This is a genomic window from Gemmiger sp. (assembly GCF_036306485.1).
GTDB lineage: Bacteria > Bacillota > Clostridia > Oscillospirales > Ruminococcaceae > Gemmiger.
Map to the genome: position 1 here is coordinate 1 of NZ_JAXJZK010000009.1, position 8037 is coordinate 8037.

Sequence of the window (8037 nt, forward strand, 5' to 3'; positions counted from 1 at the left end):
CGGGATCAGGACAATGGGGAATGGCTCTTTCTTTTTTGTTCCGGATATGGTATACTAATGTATCGTGCTCACATTCAACACGCATACGGTAAAGGAAACGGAATCATCATGCAAACAATCAAACATACGCTGCTGCAGCGAAAATTCTGGCTTGGCACCGTTGTGCCCCTCCTGCTGGGGCTGGCGGCCGCCTTCATTGCCCGGTATCAGCTTGAGCTTTCGGACGGCGTGACCCCCGATTACCTGGCCGGGCAGTGGCCGGTCTACGCGCCGCTCAACGCGCTGACCGCCTTCTGCATCACGCTGGTGCTCTTTGCGCTGATCGGGCGCTGGAGTCTGGCGACCGGTCTGTCCGGCGCACTGTTCACGGTGCTGGCGCTGGTCAACTACTACACCCGGGACCTGCACGGCTCGGCGCTGATGCCCCAGGACGTGCTCAACCTGGGCACCGCCGCCGAGGTCATGGGCAGCTACACGCTGCACATCACCCAGACCGTCGTGCGCATCGTCGTGCTGTATCTGCCGGTGCTGGTCATCGCGGCCCTGCAGCGCCGTCTGGCCGGACCGCGGCACCGGGCGTCCTGGCGGCAGCGGGGCATCCGGGTGGCCGGCTGTGCGGTGGCCGTCTTTGCGGTGCTCTACTTCGGGTATTTCGGACCCAACCCCATCAAACCCGCCTCGACCTACGGCTGGGCCTGGCAGGAAACCTACTACAAATACGGCTATCTGGCCGGCACCATCGAGTCCGCCGCCCTGATGGCCGACCCCATCCTGATGCCGGAGAACTACACCGATGAATCCGCCGACGCGGCGGTGGCCATGGCTGCGGACTATGAGCCCTCGGTGGAGACCGCCGCGGCCCAGGACTACCCCGACGTGGTGCTGATCCTGTCGGAGAGTTTCTATGACTTCTCGCTGGTCACCGACCTGCAGGCCGATCAGGACATCTTCTCGGTCACCAAGAACCTGCCCAACTCCATCTACGGCCACACGGTCAGCCCCCATGTGGGCGGCGGCACCAACTCCAGCGAGTACGAGATGCTCAGCTCCAACTCGCTGATGCTGATGCCCTCCATCACCCCCTTCAACTGGCTGAACCTGCACAATGCGAACAGCCTGACGGGGTATCTGAAAGATCTGGGCTACGCCACGATGGCCGCCCACCCCTACACCAACTCCAACTACCGGCGGGATTCGGCCTGGCTGGCGCTCGGCTTTGATGAGACGCATTTCCAGGACGACTTCCCCACCCGGGAGACCTACGGCAACCGCCCCTATCAGACCGACTCGGCCACCTACCGCGATCTGGCGACGCTCTACGAGGCCATGCCGGAGGATCAGCCGCGGTTCACCTTCCTGGTTTCGATCCAGAGCCACGGCGACTATGACATGAACCCGCCCGAGGCCGATCTGGTCCATGCCGCCACCGACTACGGCGAGTATGACGACGTGATGGACGAGTTCCTGAGCAATATGTACCTGACCGACCAGGCGTTCGGCGAGCTGACCGACTATTTCACCAAGGTCTATGCCGAGCAGGGCCGCCGCGTCATTGTGGCGATGGCCGGCGACCACGCGCCGAGTTTTGTGGACCATGTGGCCGACAAGACCATCGCCCCCGCCAACGATCTGCAGATTCTCGAGCGCAGCACGCCCTACATCATCTGGGCGAACTACCCGCTTGAGAACGCCGGCACCACCAACGAGGCCGACCCCTACAACCGGATGGATATGTGCCTGCTGGCCCCCACGCTGGCGGAGCAGGCCGGTCTGCCGCTGACGCCCTTCTACCGGTATCTGCTGGCCATGAAGCAGCGGGTTCCGGTTTTCACGGCGGGCAATGACTACATGGCCGCCGACGGCACCACCCATCTGTACGGCGAGGACGCCGAGCTGGACAACTGGGTCCACGGCTACTACGCCCTTGAATACAACAACATCGGCACCGGCGCCAAACGCAACCAGGCGCTGTTTGAGACCGAAACCGAATAACACAAAACGCGCCCGGCGAAGCGGTGCGCTCCCTGTGGGAGTGCGGCCCTTCGCCGGGCGCGTTGTCTGTTGTTCAGCCGTTCAGGTCTGCGTCGGTCAGGCGGCCCGCGGTGTCCAGCAGGGACACGCGGAAGGAGGCGGCGCCGGCTGCGGCGACCTCGGCCCGGGCGGCGCAGAGCTTCCAGAATCGGGAAGCCTGGCAGGCCGCGTTCATCGGGTCATCGGGCTGGACCGAGGCAAAGGCCCCGCACAGCACCGACAGCATACAGCCGGCGCCGGTGACGGAGCGCATGAGGTCGCTGCCGCCCGCCATGCGGCGCAGTTCCTCGCCGTCCGTGATGATGTCCTCGGTGCCGGAGAGCAGCACGACGCAGTGGAGCTGCTGGGCCAGGATGGCGGCCCGGGTTTCGGCGTCGTCGGGCATCTGCATGCTGTCCACACCGTGGCCGGCCGCCCGGCTGCCCAGCAGCGCCGCGGCCTCGCCGTAGTTGACGCGCAGGATGTCGGGGCAGACCGTTTCCAGCAGGGTCCGGATGCGCTGCAGCCGCCAGCTGCTGGCCCCGACGCCCACCGGGTCCAGCACCACCGGAACCCCGGCGGCGTTGGCGGCGCGGCCCGCCAGCGTGGCGGCGGTGAACTTGTCCTCATCGGGGGTGCCGGTGTTGAGCACGACGGCGCCGGACTGCTCGGCGATCTCGGCGACCTCCTGGGGGTCCTGGGCCATCATGGGGCTGGCCCCCACGGCCAGGCCCAGGTTGGCGCAATCGTTGGCCGTGACAATGTTGGAAATGCAGTGCAGCAGCGGCTGCTCGGCCCGGATGCGGGCCAGCGGATCAAGGACGGACATGGAAAAGCTCCTTTACTGTTTGGAATTCAGGGTATTCTGCATCCTGGTCAGCGCGCCGTTTTTCTGCAGCGCGTAGAGGATGACCCCGGCGATGATCGAACCGCCGACGGTGGAGACCAGGAACGGCACAACGTAGGCGTAGAACGCCACCTCGCCGGCCGCCTGGCCCATGAGCAGAATGGCCACCGGCCAGGCCAGCAGGCCGCCGATGATGCCGGTGCCGAACACCTCACCGATCAGGGTGGGCAGCAGTTTGCGGGTCTTGTGATAGACAACGCCGCAGAGCAGCGCGCCGCACATGCTGCCGGGGAAGGCCATCAGCGAGCCGATGCCCAGCAGGTTGCGCAGCAGGCTGGCCACAAAGGCCGCGCCCAGGCCGTACCAGGGCCCGAGCAGCACCGCACACAGCACATTGACCATGTGCTGCACCGGCGCGCATTTGCTGCCGAATACCGGGAACGAGAACAGGCTGCCTGCCACCGCAACGGCGCACAGAACGCCGGCCAGGGCCAGTTTTTTGGTGTTGGATTGCTTCATTTTGGGTACTCCTTTGCGTTTTTCCGATCTGGTCATACGCACGGGCGGCTGGCGCACAGTGTTCCCGTCAGCCCCGTACACGGGTACGGCGGGACTGCTCCCACCGCTCGGTTTAGAGCTTGCTGGCTCCCTCTCACGCCGGAACACGGCTTCCCATCGCTGACGTACGCGGGCACAGGGCGCTCCCCCTCTGTCCGGGCCCCGGTGCCGGGGCATCTGTGTACCGCTCCTCCCTTTCCCAAAAAGTAAAATGCAGGGGTGCCGTGATGCAGTACCCCTGCCGGAAAAAGCAATCCGAATTGCATACTCCCTACGGTGGCATGGTCCACATCAGGTCAAAGGGTCGAAGCCAATGCTTCCTCTCAGCCGGTGACCGGCTCCCCTGATTTAGACATAATGATAGTCTTTTGTTGAAATGTTGTCAAGACCCGTCTTGCATTTTTTCGCAAAAGGGCGTATAGTGAAACCACGCAGGAATCCTGCGGCGGGGAGCCGGCATGCCGGCTGAGAGGAAGCGCATCGCTTCGACCCGAAGAACCTGATTTGGGTAATGCCAACGTAGGGAGAAACGGCGCTTTTGTACGGGCGCACCGACCGACGGTTGGTGCGCCCGTATTCTGTTGTATCCGGGAGGGGATCGTGATGATCGTATTGCCGCAGCAGCTTCGGCTGTATGCCGTGACGGACCGCAGCTGGCTGGGCGGCGGCCGTCTGGAGGACGCGGTGCGCGCCGCGCTGGACGGCGGCGCCACCTTTGTGCAGCTGCGCGAGAAAGCGCTGGACCCCGCCGATCTGCTTGCCGAAGCCCGGCAGCTGGCGGCGCTGTGCCATGCCCGGCATGTGCCGTTCGTCGTGGACGACAATGTGGAGATTGCGCTGGCCGCCGGGGCGGACGGCGTCCATGTGGGCCAGAGCGATATGGCGGCGCGCCGTGCGCGGGCGCTGCTGGGCCCGGACCGGATTCTCGGCGTATCGGCCCACAATCCGGCCGAGGCACTGGCCGCCGAGGCGGACGGCGCCGATTATTTGGGCTGCGGGGCCGCCTTTGCGACGAGCACCAAGAAGGACGCCCATCCCGTGACGGCGCAGACGATGCGCGCCGTGACGGCGGCGGTCAGGATTCCCGTCGTGGCCATCGGCGGCATTGACGCCCACAACCTGCCCGAGCTGGCGGGGCGCGGCCTGGCCGGCGTGGCCGTGGTCAGCGCGCTGTTTGCCCAGCCGGACATCACGGCGGCCGCCCGTCAGCTGCGGGCCCTGGCCGACCGGCTCTGATTCTGTTTTCCGGCGCCGCCTTCCCGAAAGGCGGTGCAGGAGATGCGGTACACCGGGGGCACCACCTTGTGCCGCAATACAAAACTTTGATGCTGAAAAAAGGGAGGATTTTTACCATGAGAACAGCATTGACGATCGCCGGAAGCGATTCCAGCGGAGGCGCCGGTATCCAGGCAGACATCAAGACGATGACAATGAACGGCGTTTTTGCAATGAGCGCCATCACCGCCCTGACTGCCCAGAACACGACCGGCGTGACCGACATTCTGAACTCGACACCCGAATTTCTCGGGGAACAGCTTGACGCGGTCTTTACCGACATCTACCCCGATGCGGTCAAGATCGGCATGGTCAGTTCCCGGGAACTGATCGCGGTGATTGCCGAGCGTCTGCGCCGGTACGGCGCACGCCACATTGTGGTGGACCCCGTGATGGTGGCCACCTCGGGTGCGGCGCTGCTCGAGCCCGACGCGGTGGAGGCCCTGGAACGGGAGCTGCTGCCGCTGGCCGAGGTCATCACCCCGAACATTCCCGAGGCGCAGATTCTCTGCGGCCATGCCATCACCTCGCCCGAGGAGATGGAAACCGCTGCCCGGGAAATCTTTGAGCGGTTCGGCTGCCAGGTCCTGTGCAAGGGCGGCCACAACCTGAACGACGCCAACGATCTGCTGTACCGTGCCGACGGCACCGCCCGGTGGTTCAAGGGCCGCCGCATCCAGAACCCCAACACCCACGGCACCGGCTGCACGCTGTCCAGCGCGATTGCCGCCAACCTGGCCAAGGGCTATCCGCTCGAGGAGGCCGTGGGCCGCGCCAAGGAGTACATTTCCGGCGCGCTGGCCGCCATGCTGGACCTGGGCCACGGCTCCGGTCCGATGGACCATGCCTTTGCGCTGGACCCGAAATGGCGGGAGGAGGGTTCCTGCCATGACTGAGAAAAAGACTTCGGTGCTCTCCAATGCGCTGATCTGGTTCGGCGCCGGCGTTTCGCTGGCCGAGATCCTGACCGGCACCTATTTTGCCCCGCTGGGCATGACGCGGGGTCTGCTGGCCATCCTGCTGGGCCATCTGATCGGCTGCGCGATGATGTTCTTTGCGGGACTGATCGGCGCCCGCACCGGCCGCTCGGCGATGGAAACCGTCAAGATGAGTTTCGGGCGGCGCGGCAGCCTGCTGTTTGCGGTGCTCAATGTGCTGCAGCTGGTCGGCTGGACCGCCATCATGATCTATGACGGCGCTCTCGCCACCAACGGCATTGCCCCGGTGGGCGCCTGGGTCTGGTGCCTTGTGATCGGCGCGCTGATCCTGCTGTGGATCGCCGTCGGCATCACCGACCTGGGCCCGCTGAACCGCGTCGTGATGGCGCTGCTCTTTGTGCTGACCCTTGTACTGTGCAAGGTGATCTTCTTTGACGGCGGCGGGGTGCTGAGCGCGCCGGACGATTCGCTGAGCTTCGGCGCCGCCGTCGAGCTGGCCGTGGCCATGCCGCTTTCCTGGCTGCCGCTGATCAGCGACTATACGCGGGAGGCCGAAAAGCCCTTTGCCGCCACGCTGGCCAGCACCGTGACCTACGGGCTGGTGAGCTGCTGGATGTACCTGATCGGCATGGGCGCGGCCATCTATACCGGCCAGAGCGATATTGCCCTCATCATGATGCAGGCCGGGCTGGGCGTTGCGGCGCTGGCCATCCTGGTGCTCTCCACCGTGACCACCACCTTCCTGGACGCCTGGAGCGCCGGCATCTCGTCGGAGAGCATCGTGGCGGGCCTCAACGGCAAGCGGGTGGCCATGATCGTGACGGTGATCGGCACGGCGGGCGCCATCCTGTTCCCGATGGACGACATCACGGATTTCCTGTACCTGATCGGCTCGGTCTTTGCCCCGATGATCGCCGTGCAGATCGTGGACTATTTCCTGATGCCGCACGATGCCTCCGGGGCGGAGGTGTCGGTCTCGCGGCTGGTCATCTGGGCCATCGGCTTTGTGGCGTACCGCGTCCTGATGGGCATTGACCTGCCGCTGGGCAACACGCTGCCCGATATGGTCTTTACGATGATCCTGGTCCTGCTGTGGTCCGGCCTTGTGGAGCGCCGCCGCAGCCGCTGACCTCCTGCCGGCTCTGTCCTTTTTCCGGGAAATGTGCTATACTGGTTGGTACGTCGAGTAACGAGAAGGAGCCGCAAACATGGATGTCAAACTGAACCAGGTTATTTTTCATCTGCTGGATTCCGGTGCGTCGGAACCGGTATTGTCCGACCGGCCGATGGATCTGGACGCCGATCTGTACGACTACTTTACCGCCTGTATCGAGAAGGCGTTTGCCAGCGATGACGGCAAAAACTGTCGGTTTCTGCCGGATTCCCCCTTTCTGGCCGAGATGCAGCACAACGAGGATTTCATTGATCTGTCCCGCCGCATTGCCGGGGTGATCTTTGACCAGCTGCTGCAATATCCCGGGATTCCCAGCGGCGACCTGGCCGTGGCGGATTGCACGGCGGACGGCGTTCCCTACTACGCCGTTCTCAAACTGAATTATCGCCCCGGGTTCACCCACACCACCAACGTGCTGGGCAACGGCCGGTGCAGTACCCTGGCCCCCCAGCGGACCCTGCTGCCCGGCACGCCCCGCGCCGACGAGGCCGCGCTGATCGACCGCGCCAACCTGACGGTGCGGCTGATCGAGAAAAAGTTCCCGATGGACGATAAAAAGGATTTCTACCTTTCGACCCGGGTGTTCAGCTGCGCCCAGGCCCTGCCCGAGAAGGCCAAACTCAAAGCTGTCTGTGAGACCGCCGTGGCTGCCGTGCAGCAGGCGTATCCGGAGCCGGAAGCCCTGGACGATGTGCCGCCCTTTGACGGCGGAACCGAGACTGCCGTGGAACTGCTGGTGCGCAACCAGGCCGTGGATAATACCATCGCCGTGGAGGATGTGCGGACCCGGATGCAGGAACAGTACCCGCTGGCCGTGCCGGCCTTTGAACAGGCACTGGCCGAGTCCGGCGTCGATACCACCGACCGCGTGACGGTCAGCCCCGCACGGATCAAAAAGCTGGAAAGCCGCAGCTTCAAGACGGAATCCGGCATTGAGATCAAGATTCCCGCCGAACTGTGCAACAGCGACGACGCCGTGGAGTTCATCCACAGCGCAACCGGCGGCCTGAGCCTGCTGATCAAGGACGTTCTGGTGTAAGCACCATTTCAAAAACCAGGAAGAAGAAAAAAAGTCCGTCTTTGCTCTCGTCTGTTTGTGAGAGCAAAGGTGGACTTTTTTTGCTTCTACCGACCCGGGGGTCCAGGGGGGTATCCCCCCTGGGCGCGGGTCCGCTGCGTCGCAACAGCGGCAGTTTTCTCGGTTCCTCTTTTGCTGCCAAAAGAGGAATCGCCCA

The 8037-nt window shown here is 64.2% G+C and carries 8 protein-coding genes and 2 riboswitches; of the genes, 5 read left to right on the top strand and 3 right to left on the bottom strand.

Translation table 11 applies throughout. The annotated features are described in order from the left end of the window. The first annotated feature begins 108 nt into the window (after window positions 1-108). Complete coding sequence (locus U0L91_RS01065) at window positions 109-1992, top strand: LTA synthase family protein (RefSeq protein ID WP_330044130.1); 1884 nt, start codon at window positions 109-111, stop codon at window positions 1990-1992. A 73-nt stretch (window positions 1993-2065) separates the two neighbouring features. Here the strand turns inward: U0L91_RS01065 and thiM are convergent, their stop codons facing one another. Together thiM and thiW are read right to left on the bottom strand one after the other, a co-directional pair. Further along, window positions 2066-2839, bottom strand: a complete 774-nt coding sequence (thiM, locus tag U0L91_RS01070; protein ID WP_330044132.1) for a hydroxyethylthiazole kinase — start codon at window positions 2837-2839, stop codon at window positions 2066-2068. 12 nt (window positions 2840-2851) lie between these two features. Further along, window positions 2852-3376: an energy coupling factor transporter S component ThiW gene (gene thiW / locus U0L91_RS01075; protein WP_330044133.1), complete on the bottom strand. Its 525-nt coding sequence runs from the start codon at window positions 3374-3376 to the stop codon at window positions 2852-2854. Window positions 3377-3666: 290 nt separating this feature from the next. After that, window positions 3667-3770, bottom strand: a riboswitch (TPP riboswitch). Between the two features lie 81 nt (window positions 3771-3851). Then, window positions 3852-3959, top strand: a riboswitch (TPP riboswitch). A 59-nt stretch (window positions 3960-4018) separates the two neighbouring features. Here thiW and thiE point away from each other — a divergent pair. The 4 genes from thiE (at window position 4019) to U0L91_RS01095 (ending at window position 7841) form a co-directional block, all read left to right on the top strand. After that, window positions 4019-4651, top strand: coding sequence for a thiamine phosphate synthase (gene thiE, locus U0L91_RS01080; protein ID WP_330044135.1), 633 nt, complete (start codon window positions 4019-4021; stop codon window positions 4649-4651). A gap of 116 nt (window positions 4652-4767) precedes the next feature. After that, window positions 4768-5586: a bifunctional hydroxymethylpyrimidine kinase/phosphomethylpyrimidine kinase gene (thiD, locus tag U0L91_RS01085; protein WP_330044137.1), complete on the top strand. Its 819-nt coding sequence runs from the start codon at window positions 4768-4770 to the stop codon at window positions 5584-5586. Further along, window positions 5579-6757 carry a putative hydroxymethylpyrimidine transporter CytX gene (gene cytX / locus U0L91_RS01090; RefSeq protein WP_330044138.1) on the top strand — a complete coding sequence of 393 codons (1179 nt, stop codon included), beginning with the start codon at window positions 5579-5581 and terminating at the stop codon, window positions 6755-6757. Before thiD ends, cytX begins: the two co-directional genes overlap by 8 nt. A 79-nt stretch (window positions 6758-6836) precedes the next feature. Continuing rightward, window positions 6837-7841 (top strand): nucleoid-associated protein, encoded by a 1005-nt coding sequence (locus U0L91_RS01095; protein ID WP_330044139.1) that lies wholly within the window; start codon window positions 6837-6839, stop codon window positions 7839-7841. Here the strand turns inward: U0L91_RS01095 and U0L91_RS01100 are convergent. Further along, window positions 7822-8037, bottom strand: a 216-nt coding sequence (locus tag U0L91_RS01100; protein WP_330044141.1) for a hypothetical protein, incomplete at its 5' end; no start/stop codon positions are given. The genes U0L91_RS01095 and U0L91_RS01100 overlap by 20 nt on opposite strands.

Excerpts from the sequence above, each read along its gene's own strand:
- U0L91_RS01065 (WP_330044130.1), top strand. The coding sequence starts at position 109 with ATGCAAACAATCAAACATACGCTGCTGCAGCGAAAATTCTGGCTTGGC.
- thiM (WP_330044132.1), bottom strand. The coding sequence starts at position 2,839 with ATGTCCGTCCTTGATCCGCTGGCCCGCATCCGGGCCGAGCAGCCGCTG.
- thiW (WP_330044133.1), bottom strand. The coding sequence starts at position 3,376 with ATGAAGCAATCCAACACCAAAAAACTGGCCCTGGCCGGCGTTCTGTGC.
- thiE (WP_330044135.1), top strand. The coding sequence starts at position 4,019 with ATGATCGTATTGCCGCAGCAGCTTCGGCTGTATGCCGTGACGGACCGC.
- thiD (WP_330044137.1), top strand. The coding sequence starts at position 4,768 with ATGAGAACAGCATTGACGATCGCCGGAAGCGATTCCAGCGGAGGCGCC.
- cytX (WP_330044138.1), top strand. The coding sequence starts at position 5,579 with ATGACTGAGAAAAAGACTTCGGTGCTCTCCAATGCGCTGATCTGGTTC.
- U0L91_RS01095 (WP_330044139.1), top strand. The coding sequence starts at position 6,837 with ATGGATGTCAAACTGAACCAGGTTATTTTTCATCTGCTGGATTCCGGT.